The 17837-nt window shown below is 63.4% G+C and carries 18 protein-coding genes and 1 riboswitch; of the genes, 8 read left to right on the top strand and 10 right to left on the bottom strand.

What is annotated here, in order from left to right; translation table 11 throughout:
* Positions 1-55: 55 nt before the first annotated feature.
* The 7 genes from pstB to rpsA form a co-directional block, all read right to left on the bottom strand.
* Positions 56-892, bottom strand: coding sequence for a phosphate ABC transporter ATP-binding protein PstB (gene pstB, locus B5F89_RS02535; RefSeq protein WP_087430242.1), 837 nt, complete (start codon positions 890-892; stop codon positions 56-58).
* Positions 889-1845: a phosphate ABC transporter permease PstA gene (gene pstA, locus B5F89_RS02530; RefSeq protein ID WP_239286642.1), complete on the bottom strand. Its 957-nt coding sequence runs from the start codon at positions 1843-1845 to the stop codon at positions 889-891. Before pstA ends, pstB begins: the two co-directional genes overlap by 4 nt.
* The gene (gene pstC, locus B5F89_RS02525; RefSeq protein ID WP_087430241.1) at positions 1838-2749 is read right to left on the bottom strand and encodes a phosphate ABC transporter permease subunit PstC; all 912 of its coding nucleotides are present in this window, start codon (positions 2747-2749) and stop codon (positions 1838-1840) included. Before pstC ends, pstA begins: the two co-directional genes overlap by 8 nt.
* Before the next feature lie 54 nt (positions 2750-2803).
* Complete coding sequence (locus B5F89_RS02520; RefSeq protein ID WP_087430240.1) at positions 2804-3730, bottom strand: phosphate ABC transporter substrate-binding protein; 927 nt, start codon at positions 3728-3730, stop codon at positions 2804-2806.
* Positions 3731-4021: 291 nt separating this feature from the next.
* Entirely contained in the window at positions 4022-5440 is a 1419-nt protein-coding gene (locus B5F89_RS02515; protein ID WP_087430239.1) for a Sapep family Mn(2+)-dependent dipeptidase, read from the bottom strand.
* Between the two features lie 140 nt (positions 5441-5580).
* Positions 5581-6243 (bottom strand): HAD hydrolase-like protein, encoded by a 663-nt coding sequence (locus B5F89_RS02510; RefSeq protein WP_087430238.1) that lies wholly within the window; start codon positions 6241-6243, stop codon positions 5581-5583.
* Between the two features lie 92 nt (positions 6244-6335).
* Positions 6336-7499, bottom strand: a complete 1164-nt coding sequence (gene rpsA, locus B5F89_RS02505; RefSeq protein ID WP_087430237.1) for a 30S ribosomal protein S1 — start codon at positions 7497-7499, stop codon at positions 6336-6338.
* A gap of 275 nt (positions 7500-7774) precedes the next feature.
* On the opposite strand from rpsA, the gene B5F89_RS02500 reads away from it, so the two are divergent.
* Positions 7775-8533 (top strand): HAD family hydrolase, encoded by a 759-nt coding sequence (locus tag B5F89_RS02500; RefSeq protein ID WP_087430236.1) that lies wholly within the window; start codon positions 7775-7777, stop codon positions 8531-8533.
* On the opposite strand, the gene B5F89_RS02495 is transcribed toward B5F89_RS02500, so the two are convergent.
* Positions 8503-8727 (bottom strand): hypothetical protein, encoded by a 225-nt coding sequence (locus B5F89_RS02495; RefSeq protein WP_087430235.1) that lies wholly within the window; start codon positions 8725-8727, stop codon positions 8503-8505. The two genes, B5F89_RS02500 and B5F89_RS02495, sit on opposite strands and share 31 nt — an antisense overlap.
* Positions 8728-8842: 115 nt before the next feature.
* A riboswitch (TPP riboswitch) is annotated at positions 8843-8955 on the top strand.
* On the opposite strand from B5F89_RS02495, the gene thiC reads away from it, so the two are divergent.
* The 3 genes from thiC to B5F89_RS02480 all read left to right on the top strand — a co-directional run bounded on the left by thiC (position 8946) and on the right by B5F89_RS02480 (position 11928).
* The gene (gene thiC, locus B5F89_RS02490) at positions 8946-10310 is read left to right on the top strand and encodes a phosphomethylpyrimidine synthase ThiC (protein WP_087430345.1); all 1365 of its coding nucleotides are present in this window, start codon (positions 8946-8948) and stop codon (positions 10308-10310) included. (Overlaps the previous riboswitch by 10 nt.)
* Positions 10311-10355: 45 nt before the next feature.
* The gene (gene thiD, locus B5F89_RS02485; RefSeq protein WP_239286641.1) at positions 10356-11210 is read left to right on the top strand and encodes a bifunctional hydroxymethylpyrimidine kinase/phosphomethylpyrimidine kinase; all 855 of its coding nucleotides are present in this window, start codon (positions 10356-10358) and stop codon (positions 11208-11210) included.
* Positions 11211-11337: 127 nt separating this feature from the next.
* A complete protein-coding gene (locus tag B5F89_RS02480) occupies positions 11338-11928 on the top strand; it encodes a DUF308 domain-containing protein (RefSeq protein ID WP_087430234.1) in 591 nt (196 codons plus the stop codon).
* Positions 11929-12056: 128 nt separating this feature from the next.
* Here the strand turns inward: B5F89_RS02480 and B5F89_RS02475 are convergent, their stop codons facing one another.
* The gene (locus B5F89_RS02475; RefSeq protein WP_087430233.1) at positions 12057-13094 is read right to left on the bottom strand and encodes a TIGR02452 family protein; all 1038 of its coding nucleotides are present in this window, start codon (positions 13092-13094) and stop codon (positions 12057-12059) included.
* A 232-nt stretch (positions 13095-13326) separates the two neighbouring features.
* Here B5F89_RS02475 and B5F89_RS02470 point away from each other — a divergent pair, with 232 nt between their 5' ends.
* Entirely contained in the window at positions 13327-14013 is a 687-nt protein-coding gene (locus B5F89_RS02470; RefSeq protein WP_087430232.1) for a helix-turn-helix transcriptional regulator, read from the top strand.
* Positions 14014-14111: 98 nt separating this feature from the next.
* Here the strand turns inward: B5F89_RS02470 and B5F89_RS02465 are convergent, their stop codons facing one another.
* Positions 14112-14804, bottom strand: coding sequence for a TIGR00730 family Rossman fold protein (locus tag B5F89_RS02465; protein ID WP_239286649.1), 693 nt, complete (start codon positions 14802-14804; stop codon positions 14112-14114).
* Between the two features lie 332 nt (positions 14805-15136).
* On the opposite strand from B5F89_RS02465, the gene B5F89_RS02460 reads away from it, so the two are divergent.
* The 3 genes from B5F89_RS02460 to B5F89_RS02450 all read left to right on the top strand — a co-directional run bounded on the left by B5F89_RS02460 (position 15137) and on the right by B5F89_RS02450 (position 17834).
* Complete coding sequence (locus B5F89_RS02460) at positions 15137-15871, top strand: helix-turn-helix transcriptional regulator (RefSeq protein WP_158098400.1); 735 nt, start codon at positions 15137-15139, stop codon at positions 15869-15871.
* A gap of 253 nt (positions 15872-16124) precedes the next feature.
* Positions 16125-17096 carry a hypothetical protein gene (locus B5F89_RS10095; protein WP_158098399.1) on the top strand — a complete coding sequence of 324 codons (972 nt, stop codon included), beginning with the start codon at positions 16125-16127 and terminating at the stop codon, positions 17094-17096.
* Between the two features lie 6 nt (positions 17097-17102).
* A complete protein-coding gene (locus B5F89_RS02450) occupies positions 17103-17834 on the top strand; it encodes a polyphosphate polymerase domain-containing protein (protein WP_087430229.1) in 732 nt (243 codons plus the stop codon).
* Positions 17835-17837 lie beyond the last annotated feature (3 nt).

Below are 17837 nucleotides of genomic sequence, written 5' to 3'. Positions count from 1 at the left end.
CAGCGGCGCAGGAAAAGGCGCGCGCTGACCGGATAACACGCAGATAAAGCGCGAGCTACGAGAACATACCGGTGAGATAGTCGTTCAGGCGCTTGTCGTTGGGACGCTGGAAGATCTGGTCGGTCTCGCCGTACTCGACCATGTCGCCCATATAGAAGAACGCCGTGCGGTTGGACACGCGCGACGCCTGCTCCATGTTGTGCGTCACGATAACGATGGCGCGGTTCTCAACGATGGAGAGCATGAGGTCCTCGATGGCAAGCGTCGAGATGGGGTCGAGCGCCGAGCAGGGCTCGTCAAAGAGAATCACGTCCGGGCGCATGGCAAGCGTGCGGGCGATGCACAGACGCTGCTGCTGGCCGCCGGAAAGGGCGAAGGCGCTCTCGTCCAGCTTGTCCTTCACCTCGTCCCAAAGCGCGGCACCGCGCAGGCTCTCCTCCACAAGCTCGTCGAGGGCGTCCTTGTCGCGCAGGCCGTGGCGCTTGGGCGCAAAGGTGATGTTCTCGCGGATGGACTTGTGGAACGGGTTCGGCTGCTGGAACACCATGCCAATCGACTTGCGGAGCTCGTAGAGATTCTCGGTCGAGGTATTGATGTTGTGGTCACGGTAGATGATCTCGCCGGTCACGCGACAGCCGCGAATCTCGCGGTTCATGAGGTTGAGCGAGCGCAAAAAGGTCGACTTGCCGCAACCGGACGGGCCGATGAGGGCCGTGATCTCGCCGGTGTGGAACTTGAGCGAGGTGTCGTGCAGCGCATGATTGTCGCCGTAGTAGACGTTCACGTCATGGGTCTCGAGCATGACCTCGTTAGAGATCGCCCGGCCCGTCACGCGCGGCGTGCGCTCGCTTGTCTCGACGCTCGCGAGAAACTGATCGGTGTCGTTGGTCATTCTGCGGTCATCCTCCTCGCGAGGGCCTTGCCGGCGATACGGGAAAGCACGTTGAACAAAAGCACGCAGATCATAAGGACCGCGGCGGTACCCCAGACGATGTGCTGGGCCTCGGGCGAACCCTCGCCGTAGATTTTGTAGATGTGCACCGCGAGCGACTCACCGGGACGGAAGATGTTCCACGCGCATGTGGGGCTCGCAAAGTTGAGGGAGAAGAAGTTCAGGCGCGCGGGGCTCGACATGCCGGAGGTGAAGAGCAGGGCCGCCGCCTCGCCAAACACGCGGCCGGCGGAGAGCACCACGCCCGTGACGATAGCGGGCATAGCAGCCGGAATGAGGACGTGAAGGGTCGTCTCCCAGCGCGTGAGGCCCATCGCCAGGCACGCGTCGCGCTGGCTCGAGGGAACGTCCTCGAGCGCCTGGGTGATGACGCGGGTCAGAATGGGGATGTTGAACATCGTGAGCGCGATGGCGCCCGAGATGAGCGAGTAGCCCCACCCAAAGTTCACCGAGAACATAAGGAAGCCGAACATGCCGACCACGATCGACGGAAGACTCGAGAGCGTCTCGATGGCCGTCGAAGCAATCTTGGTGACGGGTCCGTCGGGCGCGTACTCCACGAGGAACACCGCGCCAAACAGCGAGATGGGCAGCGAGATGATGAGCGTCAGAATCAGCAGGTAGAACGAGTCGAACAGCTGATAGGCAATGCCGCCCTCGGTACCGTTGGAACGCGAGGCCTCGGTGAGGAAGCCCGGCTGGAAGATCATGCCGATACCCTGGAAGAGGATATAGACGACCATAGCCACGACGATCAGCATGACGATGGCAACGATCGCCGCGAGAATACCGGTCGCGAGCTTGTCGTTGCGCATGGAGCGGCGGATGCGGCCCTCCTGCTCGGGCGCGTGCGCGCCGGAGGTTGCCGTGGTGACAGACGTTGCGTTAGCCACGAGCCTTCGCCCCCTTTGCACCGATGAGGTGAATGATCATGATAAAGATGAGCGACATGCCCATAAGGAGCAGACCGAGCGTCCAGAGAGCATCGTTTTGCACGGAGCCCGTCGCATAAACCGCCATAGAGGTCGTGAGCGTGGTGGTGATGGTGGACGCGGAGTCGAGCAGACTCGTCGGCATGGTCTCCACGCCGCCGATGACCATGCGCACAGCGAGCGTCTCGCCAAAGGCGCGCGTCATGCCGAGGATGACCGCAGTCATGAGCGAAGGCGTGGCGGATTTAAGCACCACGTGCCAGATGGTCTGCCAGCGGGTATAGCCAAGCGCAAGCGAACCCTCACGGTAGCTCTGCGGCACGGCGCGCAGGGCGTCGATGGAAAGCGTGGTGATGGTCGGCAAGATCATGAGCGCAAGCACGATGGAGCCGGGGAGGATGCCGAGGCCGAGCTCGACGTTGAAGATCACGCGCACCGCGCGCACGATCACATGGAAGCCGATGAGGCCGAAGACGACCGAGGGGATGCCCACGAGAAGCTCGATGAGCGGCTGGAAGTACTTCTGACCAAACTTGGGCGAAATCTCGACCACGTAGATGGCGGCGCCGATGGCGATCGGCACGGCAATGACGGTCGAGAAGATCGTGACCGCAAACGAGGTGACGATAAGCGGCAGGGCACCGGTGAAGGGAAGACCGGTCTCCTCGTTGGTCATCGCGAGATTCCAGCGCGTGCTGGTGAAGAACTCTGCGATGGAAACGCCGTCCTTGAAGAAGGTGGAGAGGCCGCGCTGCGCAACCATGAAGATGAGCGCTACAACGACAAGTGTCACGAGCGCAACGCAGGCGCCCGTGACACTCAAGCCGACCTTCTCAAGGTTGCGTTTTGGCATTTGCTTTGCCATGGCGCACCTTTCGAACAGTTGTTACGTACAGGCGTAAGTCTCGGCGAAGTTCGATTACTTCTCGGTGACGTTGCCCTCGGCGTCCTTGACGACGGTCATCTGGGACACGGGGATGAAGCCCTGCTCCTCAACGAGCGAGCCCTGGACATCGTCAGAGAGCATGTACTCGAGGAAGGCCTTGGTGACCTCGTCGGCGTCCTCCTGGCAGTACATGTGCTCGGTCGCCCAGATGGGGAAGGAGTTGTCGGTGACGTTCTCGGAGGTGGGCTCGACGCCGCCGACCTTGATGGCCTTGAACTTGGTCTCGTCGAAGTGCGAGAAGTCGAGGTAGGAGATGGCGTTGTCGGTGCTGCCGAGCTGGGTCTGGACGTCGCCGGACTTGTCGAGCTCAGCCTCGCCCGCAAAGTCGGGCACGTCGGCGCCAAAGACGGCGGCCTCAAACGTGGCGCGGGTACCGGAGCCGGCCTTGCGGTTGAGGACGTGGATCTCGGCATCCTCGCCGCCGACCTCGCTCCAGTTGGTGATCTGGCCAGAGAAGATGCCGGCGAGCTGCTCGAGGGTGAGGTCGTCGACGGTGACGTTCAGGGAGACCACGGGGCCCATACCCACGACGGCGACCTCGTGATCGACGAGGGTCGCAGCCTGATCGGCCTCGAGCTTGGTCTCGGCGAAGACGTCGGAGTTACCGATGTTCACGGTGCCATCGGCCACGGCGGTAAGGCCGGTGCCCGAACCATTGCCGGAACCGGTGATGGAGACATCGGGGTTATCGTTCATGAACTGCTCGGCAGCGGCCTCAACGAGGGCCTGGAACGAGGAGGCGCCGTCATAGGTCACGGTGCCGGTGAGGGCGGCGTCGGCGGCGGTGGAGCCAGCGGGAGCGGTGGTGCCGCCGCAACCGGCGAGACCGAGGCCGGCGAAGGCAGCGAGGCCACCGGCGAGACCGAGGAACTGACGACGAGAGCAATCGAATGCGAGCATGGTTCTCCTTCCAAGAACACGAAATGCATCAGGCGGGGCGCCGCGGAGCTGTACCGCGGGGAGGGCGGCTCCATTGCCGCGGAATCATCCCCGTCTGAACTTCGGAAGGTAGAGTACGCCCGAAAAAAGAGGTGCGCAGGCTGCAATCGACAGCCATTACGCACCTCTTATCAAACGTTACCGCACCGCTACGGCGGGCTTACGGTGGGTTTACAAACGCACGGCACTCGTCAGCATCGGCTGACGAACCATGCGGCAATGCGGCGCTCGCCCGCCGCCGGGCCCAACACCCTACAGGTCAATCTCCTGCAGCTTTAGCAGCGCTAGAATGTAGATCTTGAGCGCCCGGCGCAGTGCCTCCTCGCTCGCACCCTCGTCGGGGCCGTGCATGGGGCCGACCCATGCAGGAGCGTTTGCCATGGGTTCTTCGGGGCCAAAGGACACCGCGCACGCAAAGTTGCGCGCATAGGTGCCGCCTCCCATGGAGAAGGGCTTGGCCTCCGTGTCGCCCGTCACATCGCGGTAGACGTTGATGAGCGCTTGGACCGCGGGATGCGAGACATCGACCGAGAAGGGAACCTTGGTGCTGATATCGGTGATGGTTGCGCCAAAACGACCCGCGAGCTCGGTAAGCGTCGCGGTGATCTCCTCGGCGGTGATGCTTGCCGGGCAGCGGCAGTCGAGCGACTGGGTGATGTGGCCGTCTGAGACAGCGACCACACCGGCGTTGGAGGTAAGTGGACCGAAGGCCTCGTCCGCACTCGCAATGCCCATCGCCTCGCCGGCGGTGTCGGCGTGGATGAGGGCAAGAAGCTCGAGGAAGCGCTCCTCGGCAGGCGCAAGAACGCCCTCGAGCTCGCGCAGGTAGCCCACGATGAGGCCGACGGCGTTGAGCGATCCCTCGGGCATTGCGGCGTGACCGCCGATGCCGTGCGCGACGATACGGGCGACACCCGGGCGAACGGCTTCGATCGCAAGGCGGTCCGCATTCGCGCACGGCGCGGGCAGCTCGGCGGCGTCGACGGCGACCTCGCAGATCGACTCGCTCGGAATGGCGTTCGTTGCCTCAGCGCCCGTCCAGCTGAGGATGCGCCCGTCCTCGATAGCACCGCTCACAAACGTCGCCCCAAAGAGGCCCTTCTCGGCATTGCAGAGCGGAAACTCCGCATCGGGCGTGAAGAGGAAAGCAGGATTGGCGTGATGCTCCAGGTAATGGTGGACGTCGGTCATGCCGACCTCTTCGTCGCACCCCAGAAGCGCGCGGAACGTGTAGCGGGGCGTGATGCCCTCGTGCTTAAAGAACGCACCGGCGTAAAGCGACAGGACCGCCGGCCCCTTGTCGTCAGAGACACCGCGGCCGATGAGCCAGCCCTCGCGGTGGCGCACGGTAAAGGGGTCACCCGTCCAACCGGGGCCTGCGGGCACCACGTCGATATGCGCGATGGTCGCAACCTGGGCGTCCTCGGCACCGGCAAGGTCGCCCCAGCCGATGTAGCCGTCGTCCTCGCCCGTCTCATAGCCAAGCTTATCGGCGATAGCGAGCGCATCGTCGAGTGCGGCGCGAACCTCGGGGCCAAACGGCGCACCGGACGCCGCCTTGCCCTCGTCTGCGACCGACGGATGGGCGACAAGCGTCTCGATGTCGGTGAGAACATCGTCCCAGACCTCATTGATATAGGCGTCTACCCTAGCCTCGAGCGTGCTGTCCATACCTATGATCTCCTCTCGCGAGATGAATTAGTCGTCCGCACTAGCTTACCCCACCGGAGACGCCGCGAACGCGGCATATAACACGAAGCGGTGCCTTGATACGGGGGCATCCGTTCGGCAGGAGTCTAGGGGGCCCAGGTTTAGGGGAGCAGCAGCGCTCGAAGCGCGTCGACACCCGAGCAGACGGCGTCAGCGCCCGCCGCCGCGAGGACGTCGGCCTCCCCTGCCCCAAAGGTCACGCACGCGCACGGCAGGCCCTCGGCATGAGCGCCGCGGACATCGTGCACCGTGTCGCCGATAAGCAGCGCCTCGGGCGCCGTGGCGCCGAGCGCAGAGAGGGCGTCGCGCACCGAGTCGGCTTTGGTGTGGCGCCCCGCCTCATCGTTCATGCCGATAATGGCCTCAAACTGCGTAAGACCGAGCTCGTGGGCCATCCACCGGGCGCGGTCCTCCTTGCGCGAGGTGGCGATGGCAAGCCGGCGCCCCGTCGAAAGGAGGGCATCGGCAAGTTCGGCCATACCGGGCATGACCGGCCAGTCTGCGGGCCCAAGCTCGTCAAAGACGGCGCGGTACTCGGCCGTGTAGGCCTCCGCCTCCCCTTGCGTGAGTCCGCAGGTGTCACGGAAGCAGTCGACGAGCGGCGGCCCGATAAAGCGCCTGAGGTCGCCCATCTCCTCTTGCGAGAAGCCGTGGGCGGAAAGCACACGCGTCACCGTGGAGATGACGGCGCCGCCCGTGTTGACGAGCGTTCCGTCGAAATCGAACAGCACCACCGGGCGTTTCGCAAAATCGAGTGCGGTCATGGCCCTTCCCTCAGCTTTCTTTTCTCTGTCATGTAAAAAGGCCCGCTGCCGGATGCAGCGGGCCTTGTGGTTACGCGATCAGGCGATGAGGACTACTCAGCGTCCTCGGCCTTCTCCTCCGGCTTGTCGAGCGGAGTAACCTCAATCTCGACGCCGAGGGTCTCGGCGGCGGACTTCATCGAGAGGCTGATGCGACGACGGTCGAGGTCGATCTCCATGACCTTGACCTGGACCTTAGCGCCCACATGGGTGACCTGGCTGGGCTGGTCGACGTGCTTGTTGGCCATCTCAGAGATGTGCACGAGGCCCTCGATGCCCTCACCGAGGTCAACGAACGCGCCGAACGGCACGAGCTTGGTGACGGTGCCCTCGACGATAGCGCCCACGGGGTACTTCTTGACGAGAGAGCGCCACGGATCCTCGGTGGTCTGCTTGAGGCCAAGCGAGATGCGCTCGCGGTTGAGATCGACGTCGAGAACCTCGACCTCGACCTCCTGGCCGACCTTGACGACCTCGGAGGGGTGGTTGACGTGGTTCCAAGAGAGCTCGGAGATGTGGATGAGGCCGTCGATGCCGCCCAGATCCACGAAGGCGCCGAAGTCCACGATGGAGGAAACGGTGCCCTTGAGGCGCATGCCGCTCTTGAGCTTGGAGAGGATCTCAGTGCGCTCGGCCTTGCGGGACTCCTCGAGCACCACGCGGCGGGAGAGCACGACGTTGTTGCGGTTGCGATCCATCTCGATGACGCGAGCCTCGATACGGGTGCCGAGGTAGGAGGTGAGGTCCTTCACGCGGCGAAGGTCAACGAGGGAGGCGGGCAGGAAGCCGCGCAGGCCGATGTCGAGGATAAGACCGCCCTTGACGACCTCGATAACCTCGCCCTCGACGTTCTCGCCGGAGTTGAACTTCTCCTCGATGCGGTTCCAAGCGCGCTCGTACTCGGCACGCTTCTTGGAGAGCACGAGACGGCCGTCCTTGTCCTCCTTCTGAAGGACAAGGGCCTCGATGGAATCGCCGAGGTTGACGATGTCGGCCGGGTTAGCGTCCTTGCGGATGGAGAGCTCGCGGACCGGGATGACGCCCTCGGACTTGAATCCGATGTCAACGAGGACTTCGTCCTTCTCGATCTTGACAACCGTGCCGCTGACAAGATCACCCTCATCGAAGTCGGTGATGGTACCGTCGATAAGGTTGTTCATCTCCTCTTCATTCACATCGTCAAGAGAGAAGATGGACGCGTTCTGAATCTCACTCAAAGGTGGACCCCTTTCGATGTACGGGGCCCCGACCGCTAGACCTACGACAAGCACCGATCGCTAAGACCGACACCCACCGCTTGGGAACACACTCGGGGGCCGACAGATACGGACGTGAGCCTCTAGAGAAACTCACGGCAATAAAGAATACGTTGTTGCAACCTGTTTTTCAAGAATGACTTGCGCATTTTTACAAGGGGTGCGAAAATTCGCGCATCCGCGCGGCGGACGGTCCGCATGGGGCGGCAAACGGTCACAGAGCCAAGGAGGTACCCGTGCTCAAAGCTGTCGCGTTTGATATGGACGACACACTCCTCAGCATCAATCTATCCGCGTTCATCGCCGTGTTCGCCAAAGACACGACCATGCTTCTTGCCGATATCAGCGGTAAGGGTGTTGTCGCCTGCGCCGCTGCCTACTCGACCGCGCTTCTCAACCTTAACAACAATGCGCGTGAGGACGATGACCGGCGGTCGAACCAGACGTTTTTGGACGACGAGGTGGAGAGCCGCCTTGGCGTGCCTATGACCGACCCCGTCATCGCCGACGTCTTCACCTACTACGAGCGCGAGGTCCTGCCCCAAAAGAACGACGGCATCATCGCCGCACGCCCCCGCGTCGGCGCACACGAGGCGCTCGAGGCCGTCCTTGAGCGGGGCCTGCGCGTCATGCTTCTCACCAATCCCAGCTTCAGCCGTGCCTGCATCGAGTGCCGCATGGGCTGGGGCGGCCTTGACGACGTGCCCTTTGAGCTCGTGACGCACGCAGGCAACTCCACCCGCTGCAAGCCGAGCCCCACCTATTATCTTGAGAGCCTCGAGAAGATCGGCCTCATGCCCGAAGAGGTCCTTATGGTGGGCAACGACGCCAAGCGCGACTTCCCCGACCCCTACTGCGGCATCCAGACCGCTTATGTGGGCGGCAGGCGCGTGGGCGACCGCGCGACGTGGTCGGGTACGATGGAGGAGTTCGCCCGCAACTTCGACGAGGTAGAGGAACGCTTTTACGAGCGCGATGCCACACCCAACGCATAGGCAAAGAACATAAGCGCCATCGTGGCGGCAACCAAAATGCCCGCCAGTATCGCGCAGCCCGAGCAACCGTCCCTGCATCCCGCACGGCCGTGAGGGCACTGCGCGCGTTGGTAGTCGTCGTGATACATCTGGGCAAAGGCGCCGTCGGTCGGCGTCAAGCGCCCGTTGCGGTCGATGTCGAGCTGGTTTGACACGACGACCTCCTCTGGCTCTTGGGTACTACCTCTCATCAAGCTTAGCGGTTTGACACGGGCTCGCGAGGGCGCGCGCGGCGAACGGTATAATGAGCGTGCGCCACAAGGCGCAACGCTACCAGCGAAGGGGAGCTTGCGGGACGGCAGGCTGAGAGGGGGCGCGCCCGCCCCGACCCGCATCACCTGCTATGGGTAATGCCAGCGAAGGGAGACGCACCATGACCGAAACATCAACCACCACCGAGACAACGCCTGTGCGCGCCGACGGCACCCCCTGCGTGACCCAGTTCGACTTCGCGCGCGCCGGCGTCATCACGCCTGCGATGCGCGCGGTAGCCGAGCGCGAGGGCCGCGACCCCGAATTCATCCGCGCAGGCGTCGCTGCCGGGCGCATCGCCATCCCCGCTAACATCCGCCACCTCGCCGGCTCGCTCAAGCCCGCCGGCGTGGGCGAGGGCCTCTCCACCAAGGTGAACGTAAACCTCGGCATCTCCGGCGACGTGGCAAACGCCGACGTAGAGTGGGAGAAGGTCGCCACCGCGGAGAAGTTTGGCGCCGATGCCATCATGGACCTCTCCAACTCCGGCAAGACCCGGTTCTTCCGCCAGGAACTCGTGGAGAAGACGCCGCTCATGGTGGGAACCGTCCCCATGTACGACGCCATCGGCTATATGGAAAAGCCGCTCGTCAAGCTCACGGCCGAGGACCTGCTCGAGACCGTGCGCGCACATGCCGAGGACGGCGTGGACTTCCTCACCATCCACTGCGGCATCAACCGCTCGGTCATCAAGACCTTCAAGGAGACCGGCCGCCTCATGAACATCGTCAGCCGCGGCGGCAGCCTGCTCTTTGGCTGGATGGAGGTCACCGGCAACGAGAACCCGTTCTTTGAGTACTACGACGAGGTCTTGAAAATCTGCCACGAGTTCGACGTCACCATCTCGCTCGGCGACTCCTGCCGCCCGGGCTGTCTCTTCGACGCCAACGATGCTGCGGAGACCGCCGAGATGATCGAGCTCGGCAAGCTCACCCGCCGCGCCTGGGACGCCGGCGTGCAGGTGATGATCGAGGGACCGGGCCACATGCCCATCAACGAGATCGAGGCAAATGTCCGCCTCGAGAAGAGCCTCTGCCACGGCGCCCCCTACTATGTGCTGGGCCCGCTTGTGACCGACATCGGCGTGGGCTACGACCACATCACCGCCGCCATCGGTGGAGCCATCTCGGCGTCTGCCGGTGCCGACTTCCTCTGCTACGTCACACCCGCCGAGCACCTGTGCCTGCCCGACGCCAAGGACGTGCTCGACGGCCTCATCGCCACGAAAATCGCCGCGCACGCCGCCGATATCGCCAAGGGCGTACCCGGCGCGCGCGACGTCGACGACCGCATGGGCGACGCACGCCGTCGCCTCGCCTGGGACGAGATGTGGCAGTACGCCCTCGACCCCGTGACGTCCAAGGCGCGCTACGAGGCCTCCCCCGCCTCCACCGAGGGAACGTGCACCATGTGCGGCAAGATGTGCGCCGTCCGCACCGTCAACAAGATCTTCGAGGGAACGACAATCGACCTGGACGCTGACTAACCCTCGTTCGCGCGCTTTGCGGCTTCGATACACGTAAGAAGGGAAATGAGGTCCACCATGCAGAGCAAGACCATCCCCGCCGTACTCTCCATCGCCGGGTCCGACTCTTCGGGCGGGGCGGGCATCCAGGCGGACATCAAGACCATCTCTGCCCACCATCTCTTTGCCGAGACGGCCATCACCGCGCTCACCGCGCAGAACACCTGCGGCGTGCGCGCCGTTCTCGACGCCACGCCCGAGTTCGTCGCGGCAGAGATCGACGCCGTGTTTGAGGATATCCCACCCGCGGCGGTGAAGATCGGCATGGTGTCGCAGGCGGCGATCATCGAAGCCATCGCAGAGCGCCTCGAGGCGTGGGGGGCAAAAAACATCGTGCTCGACCCCGTCATGATGGCGACCTCGGGGGCGCGCCTCATCAGTGAGGACGCCGTCGACGCCCTCGTGAACCGACTCTTCCCGCTTGCCACGGTCATCACGCCCAATATCCTTGAGGCCGAGGCGCTGGCCGGCGGAGATGTTCAGGTTTCCACGGCGCACGACCAAGAGGAGCTCGCCTGCGCGCTCGTGCGCCGCTTTGGCTGCGCCGTGCTCCTCAAGGGTGGCCACAACGTGAACGACGCCAATGACGTGCTCGCCGAGGTAACCTCAAACCCCGAGGATCGGCCGCGCACCACGTGGTTCCGCCATACGCGCATCGAGACCGAGAACACCCACGGCACCGGCTGCACGCTCTCCTCTGCCCTCGCGTGCGGGCTTGCCCAGGGGCTTCCCCTCGATGACGCCATCGACCAGGCAAAGGCCTATCTCACCGGCGCCCTCGCCGCCGGCCTCGACCTTGGTCACGGCAGCGGCCCCATGGACCACATGTGGCAGCTCGCCCCCAGCCGCATCGTTTCTTAAATGCAGCTTAATCATTAGCCGTACGGGCTCCTCTCGCGCTTAACCCCCTTGAGCGCGGGTAGAACAAGAGTATCCCCTGCCCCCAACCGGACAAGCGGTTGGGGGCTTTTTAGAAAAGGAGCCCACTATGAAGTGGTATGACGCCGATCACGATTACATCAACGACTACATCGACCAATGGAACCGCAGCGCCGGGCGCGCCAAAACCGGCATGATCATCCTCGGCATCCTGCTTGCCCTCTCAGGCTTCGCCGCCCTTGCCGCCCCCTTGAGCACCTACGCCTTTGTGCAAGGCGTCATCTCGCTCGTCCTCATCATGCACGGCGCCGGCCAGATTGCGACCTACGTGCAAACGCCCGAGTTCTTCCGCAACGGGGCGCAACTCGCTACGGGCATCTTGAACGCGCTGCTCGGCGTGCTGCTGTTCATGCTTCCCACCAGCGTCATGGCGGGCACCATCGTCTACCTGCTCGCGTTTCTTCTCATCATGACGGGGATCGAGCGCATCTCGTTCGCCAGGCAGATGCACTACTACCAGATTCCGGCGAGCTCCATGGGCACTGCAACGGGTGTTCTCAACATCATCCTGGGCATTGCCTTCATCTTCATGCCGCTTGTCTCGGGCCTCGTGCTCAGCTACATGCTCGCCGCCTACCTCGTTATGGGCGGCATCACGCTCGTGGTCGAGGGTATCTCCATCAAGAAGATCGACCGGTAGGCGCGCCCGCAGGCGTCAACGTCTCCAAACCCCGCTCAACGATGCCGCCCACGACGCGAGATACGCGTTGCGGGCGGCATCGTTTTCCGTTTTTTTCAGATATTCAATAAGCCCGTAATGAGGCAGGACTACAAATACTTGCGCCAGTCGTCCTCGTCCTCATCATCATCAGCGGCAGACGCTTCCTCTGCCTCGCGCACCTTAGCGGCGGCAGCAGCGGCCTCGGCAAACGACATCGCCGGCGCCTCGGGGAATTTGGCGAGCACGTGACGGAACTTGGCGAGGTTCTCGTCAAAACGCGTCTGCGGAACGGCAAAGATCACCTGCTTGACGCCCCAGTCTCCGCTCGCGAGCTCTTGGCGGAACATCTCGGCCACGCGCTCGGCATCCCAGCCGAACACCCCGCAACCGTAGGCGCCGAGCACGACCTTCTCGCGCCCAAGGTCATCCACAATCGCAAGCACGAGCCGGATACGGTCGCGCATAGCGCGCTCGAGCTGCTCGTCCGTCACGCGATACTCCTCGAGCGCCCGGCGGGCGTTAGGCGCCGCCGCCACGATTACGTCGGCATAGGCATGCATCTTCCCCCGCTCGAAGCGCACGGCGGGCACCACGAGCGCACGGTCACGGTAGAGCTCGCAGTTGATGTTGCGGCGGCGGTTCTCCTGGTACCAGTCACGCTGCTGTTCGAGGACGTTGAACAGGTACGACTCGGCGCAAAGTGCCTCCTCCTGCGCCCACGCGCCGCGAATGTAGCCACCGCCGGGATTCGTAAAGGAGGCAAAGTCGAGCAGCGCCAGATCGCAGAACTGCGCGTAGCCGCGGCCGTTCTCGAGCACAGCTGCAACGGAGTCCATATCGACGACTGAAACCGCGGGGAGCTCCGGGGACGGCGCCTCCTCAACCTCCCGCGGCACGGCAGCTTCATCTGCCTCAAGCGGCTCGATGGCCTCGTCAGCCTTTGCGGGCTCCACCTTCTCTGCAACCGGAGCCTTCTTTGGCTTGGGTGCGCCGTCGTAGCGCACCACACCGGCGAGCGAGCGCTCGATATCCTTTGCAAGGCGCGTCCGCACCTCGTCGGTATGCTGTTCGGCCGCGCGGGCGCGCGCCTCGCGCCGCGGATTCTGACCGCCCGACCTGCCGCGTCCAAATCTACGCTCTGCCATGGGAACACCTTTCTCCGGCTTTTTTGTTTGCAACCATCCTAGGGCAAACAGGCGCCCAAACCCCTGAGAAATCGGTGACCAACGGCAATGGAAACGACGCACGTAAACCACGCTGTCAAAGGCTTTTGACCGCCGCGAGCGACACAGAGACGGCGCACCGTCCTATGATGAAGCCGGAGCTCAATCCAAGTGCTCTACGCCATCTATCGGCGTAACCGAAACGGAGGAACGCATGGACATCGGCACGCGCATCCGCGAACATCGAGAGGCCGCCGGCATGAGCCAGACCAAGCTCGCAGGCACGTGCTTTGTGAGCCGCCAGACACTCAGCAACTGGGAACGCAACAAGACTCTTCCCGACATCGAGAGCCTCCGTCGCATGGCGGCGACATTTGAAACCACCGTAGATGCCCTCATTGGTGATGATGTGCCTGAGATCGTAGAGCGCATCGATGAGGACCGAACCGAACTCACGCACATTCTAAGGACGCGGATCATCATCGATGCCGTGTATTTGACGTGGGTCATTTGGAACTACCTGGCTCCCGAGCAAAACGAAGCGATTCTCCTTACTGGCCCTCTTGTGATGCTCGCCTTCGGATATTCCATCGGCCTCGGCAGATGTGAGACCATCATCGCCAAACGGCGTGGTCTTAACCCCACCCAACTCGCCGAAATCCTCGAGTTCGTCGCCCGCGATGAAAGCGGTTCCTGTATGATCAGTGCCCGCGCACTTAGACTTATCGCGCGCTATAGCAACGTCCTTGTATTCGCCACTCTCGCGCTCATCTATCTCACGCTCATCGCTTTTTCTGACAGTTTTACTGCTGGTCACGCCATCCTGGGAATCGTAGCATTCGCCCTCGCCTACATCTGCACGCGGCATGGGCCTGCAATCATGCGCAAGCTCAGAGAGTGACGCCGTCGCAGTGGATTGGGCACACGCTGCTCCATGCGCTTGCGTGCCCCTTCATCGGGGTCCACCGCTCAGAAGCTACGCTCAGTGGCTCCTCAAGCTCAGGAGATGCCGCTTGTGGCAAGATCCACAGCCTCCGCGATGTCGTCGGTGATATGCACGAGCTTGGGGTCGAGATCCGAGATCATGCCCTCGCCGCGCACCACATCGTCGATCCACTCGAAAAGACCCTGCCAGTACTCGGTCCCCACAAGCACCACCGGTGTGCGCGCCACCTTATGCGTCTGAACGAGGGTGAGCAGCTCAAAGAGCTCGTCGAGCGTACCGAAGCCGCCCGGAAAGACGATGGCGCCGTCGGAATACTTGACGAACATGGTCTTGCGAACGAAGAAGTAACGGAAGGTCATGCCGAGGTTGACCCAGCGATTGAGCTCCTGCTCGTGCGGGAGCTCGATACCAAGGCCAATCGAGGTGCCGTCCGCCTCGGCGGCTCCGCGGTTGGCCGCCTCCATGATGCCGGGCCCACCGCCGGTGATGGTGGCTACACCCCGCTCGGCAAGCAGCCGCCCCGCCTCGCGCGCCGCGGTATACATGGGATCCTCGGGTGCGGTACGGGCCGAGCCGAACACCACCACCGCCGGACCCACCTCGGCAAGCGCGCCAAAACCGTCCACAAACTCCGCCTGGATGCGGAGCACGCGCCACGGATCCATGTGCAGCCAGTCGGTCGACCTCTCACGAGCGAGCAGATTCGCATAGGTGTTGTCGGTCGGAATCATGCGACCGCGCATCATCACGGGACCGCGGTAATAGGTGCGATCGTCCTCGGCTGCCGTGCCGGACGATCCGGTATTATCAGCGTCGCGGTAGTCGTCCCGTACGTCGTCTTGGCTCATGGATCCTCCTATCGCGCGTTGCCGCACTCGTTAGCGGCAAACAGCAAGGCGTTTACCCCCTATGGTACCCAGCCCGCCGCCCCGTTCCGTAATGAACGCGCAAAGGTTCTCTTGACCCCGACGAGTTTTCGCAAGTAACCGCACATGGAAAAGATGTTTGGCAGACAGGCGCCGCGGCGTGCCCTACACTCAGGGTGAACGACCCGCCCATGAACACGCGAGGAGGACAGATGGCGACACACAAGATGTTTGAGACCGAGACCAGCGGCGACCGTCGCGTTCCGGCGTGCATCGCCGAGCGCGTGCGCGAGCACCGTCTGGCGGCCGGCATTAGTCAGGAGGCGCTCGCCGAGCTTTGCCACGTGTCTCGCCAGACGATTGGCAACTGGGAGTGCGGCCGCACCGTACCCGACGTCCTCATGCTCGCAAACCTCGCCGACGTCCTGGGCACCACGGCAAACGACATCTTGGGCTCCGATGCCCCGAGCGTCCGCCGCCGCGCGGCGGCGGCGCGCCGTGAGTTCGTATTGGTTTGCGGCATTATCTTGTCCATCCAACTCATCACCATGCTTCTAAACGGCTTCGCGGTTGGCACAAACGACCCCGATTGGGGTGGCGGCGCGGCCTTCTCCGCCTTCAGGCTGGGCGTCCTTGTCGTCGGCTGCCTTTGGATCACGAGCATCGCACGCCGCGAGGGGCTTCACACCATCCGCCAGATGATCGACTTCGCGAGCCTTGCCTCAGCGCATCCCGGCAGCCCAGGCGACCGTGCCCTGCGCTTTATCGGCCGATGGTTCTGGACGCTGCTACTCGGGCTCGCCGCGGCGATGTATGCCGTGGGCGGCGCGATCGCCGTTTTTGCGAGCAAGGCCGAGCCGACCGTCCTCATCGCGCCTGCCCTTATGTTTCTTGTAGTAGCAATCCCTTTCTCATGGGAGCGGAATCAGCGCAGAGTCATTCGTTGACCGCACATTAACGCTATTGGGATTTTCGTCAACGGCATCACTTTTTCGGTAAGCGGACGCCTTACGCAAGGCTTACCGGTTTTTGCCGCTAGCTTACACAACCCTTACCGTATCCCCTGAAAGGACACCCCCTTGCCCGTGATATAAGAAAGCTGGCTCCCTTTAAGGGCGACCGACTCCCGAAGGTGGGGAGCCGATCACCGGACCGAAAACCGGAACGCATCAGTCAACGGTCGATATGAAGGGGACCACCATGACGAACAAACGCCTAGCCGTTATGCTCGCCGCCGTGCTTGCCCTCCTCATCGGGGGAGGCGCCGTCTTCACACTCGCGCAGGGCAAAACGGCCCCGACGCCCACCACCACGGCTGCACCCGCAGCAGCCGAACCCAAGCTGCCCTATCCTGAGGGCGGTGGCACGCTCATCCTGCGCGTAAACCCCGAATTTGCCATCCATTACGACGCTCAGGGCAAGGTCGTGGGCGTTGACGAACTCAATGACGACGCACGCGCCATGGCGCTCGACCTCGCCTCTTACGAGGGGCAGGAGTGCCGTGCCGCCGTATCGGCCCTCATCGCTAAGATCAAAGACGCGGGCTACATTGTCGAAGAGGTCGAAAACGAGGGCGGCAACACCATCAACCTTGAAGTCGAGGACGGCTCTGCGCTGCCCGCAAGTGATTTTTTACGCAACATCGTGCACGATTCCCAGTCCTACGTGGTGAGCCAGAACCTCCGCGCCCCCATGGAGGTCACCGGTACGAGCAATTACGGCTGGACCGATTACGGCGACACCGATTACGGCCCCGATAACGACGGTGTTACCGACTACTATGACTCCGACTATGGCGCGCTGAACGACGGCGTGACCGACTACACCTCCGACTACGGCGAGTCCGTGGCGGCGACCACGACCGTGCCTTCGACCGGCGGCGGCTCGGGCGGTGCCGGTTCGGGCGGCGGCACGGGCGGCGCCAGCTCGGGCGGTGCCAGCTCCACCAGCAGCTCGGGTGGCGGCTCGACTGCAGCTGCGACGCCCGCTCCAGCGCCCGTTCAGACAACGCCCGCGCCAGCGCCGGCCCCGACGCCTGCGCCGGCTCCGGCTCCCGCCCCCAGCGGTGGTGGCGGCAACTCCGGCTACTCCGGCTACGATGACGGCGGTAACTCCGGTTATTCCAACTATGACGACGGCGGCAACTCCGGGTACTCCAGCTACGACGACTAACGCCCTATGAGCACGACCCTTGCGAACCCGCAGTATCGCCATGAGCTGAAATTCGGCATTCCGGCAGGCGAGGCGATCGTCATCTCACGCCGGCTCGGCGCGCTCCTCCCCCGGGACGGGCACGCCGGGCCGGACGGCCGCTACACGGTGCGGAGCCTCTACTTCGACACCCCCTTTGACGATGCCTTACGCGAGAAGCACGAGGGGGTAAGCACCCGCGCCAAATGGCGCCTGCGCACCTACGGAAATGACGTCGGTGCCAACGGATGCCCGATACACCTCGAGAAGAAGACGAAGCGAAACGGTCTCGGACAGAAGCACAAAGAGCCGCTCAACCTCGCGCAGGCGTATCTTCTTGCCGAAGGCGGCGTCATCGAGCCCGCCTTGCTCGAAGCGCTCTCCGACACAAACGATGCGCCGGGGACGGTGGGCATCGAGTTCTGTCAGCTCACAAAAAGTCGGCTGCTCGCGCCCAAGGCCGTCGTCATCTACGAACGCGAGGCCTTCCGCTACCGCGCGGGCAATGTCCGCGTCACCATCGATACCGCGGTGCGCGTTTGCGCCCGTCCCGACGCCTTCTTTGCCGAGAACCCCCTCATGATCCCCGCTGCGCCCGGCGAGGCGGTCGTGGAGGTTAAGTACGACGCCTACCTACCCGACTGGATCGCCGGCGCCGCGAGCACGTCGACCGCGCGGACGGCGTGGTCCAAATACGCGCTCGCACGCCGCTATGAGTAGCCG

It is taken from the genome of Collinsella sp. An307 (assembly GCF_002161805.1).
Classification (GTDB): Bacteria; Actinomycetota; Coriobacteriia; order Coriobacteriales; family Coriobacteriaceae; genus Coprousia.
This window is presented reverse-complemented; position numbering and strand designations above follow the sequence as displayed.